General features: G+C 46.3%; 2 tRNA genes and 1 rRNA gene. All 3 read left to right on the plus strand.

The window, feature by feature from the left end:
* Positions 1–112, plus strand: a 16S ribosomal RNA gene (locus GCN78_RS28870); the annotation flags it as partial.
* An 81-nt stretch (positions 113–193) separates the two neighbouring features.
* Positions 194–270, plus strand: a tRNA-Ile gene (locus GCN78_RS28875).
* Between the two features lie 26 nt (positions 271–296).
* A tRNA-Ala gene (locus GCN78_RS28880) sits at positions 297–372 on the plus strand.
* The last annotated feature ends 259 nt before the right edge of the window (positions 373–631 follow it).

A 631-nucleotide genomic window follows, 5' to 3' on the forward strand; every position in this document is an offset into this window, starting at 1 on the left:
AGAAGTAGGTAGCTTAACCGCAAGGAGGGCGCTTACCACGGTAGGATTCGTGACTGGGGTGAAGTCGTAACAAGGTAGCCGTATCGGAAGGTGCGGCTGGATCACCTCCTTTCTAGAGTTTGCACGAGTCAGGTAACTGATTCACGCATCAAATGTTCACACTTATCGGCTGTTAATATAAAGAACAGCATTTGGGGCTGTAGCTCAGCTGGTTAGAGCACCGTGTTGATAACGCGGGGGTCGTTGGTTCGAGTCCAACCAGCCCTACCAGTTTCTGTAGCACCCGTAGCAAACATGGGGGATTAGCTCAGCTGGGAGAGCACCTGCTTTGCAAGCAGGGGGTCGTCGGTTCGATCCCGTCATCCTCCACCAAAAGTTCAAACGTAAGTTGATCACATCGGTGATTGAATTTAGGTTTGGTCTTTTCGAGACCAAGTGCTGTATGTTCTTTAACAATCTGGAAGAAGTAAAGATTATTTATTGATCGGTTTGCCGTAAAAAGCGAATCGATGGGTAATGATTGTATGTATCAACAAACAAGCAACAACGTTGTACTTTCTTATCCCTGTAGCGCTCTTTGATTATTTAGGTAATCAGAGGCTAACGTTATAGGGACAAGCGAATAAGTGCA

The organism is Janthinobacterium rivuli (assembly GCF_009208735.1).
Lineage (GTDB): Bacteria > Pseudomonadota > Gammaproteobacteria > Burkholderiales > Burkholderiaceae_D > Janthinobacterium.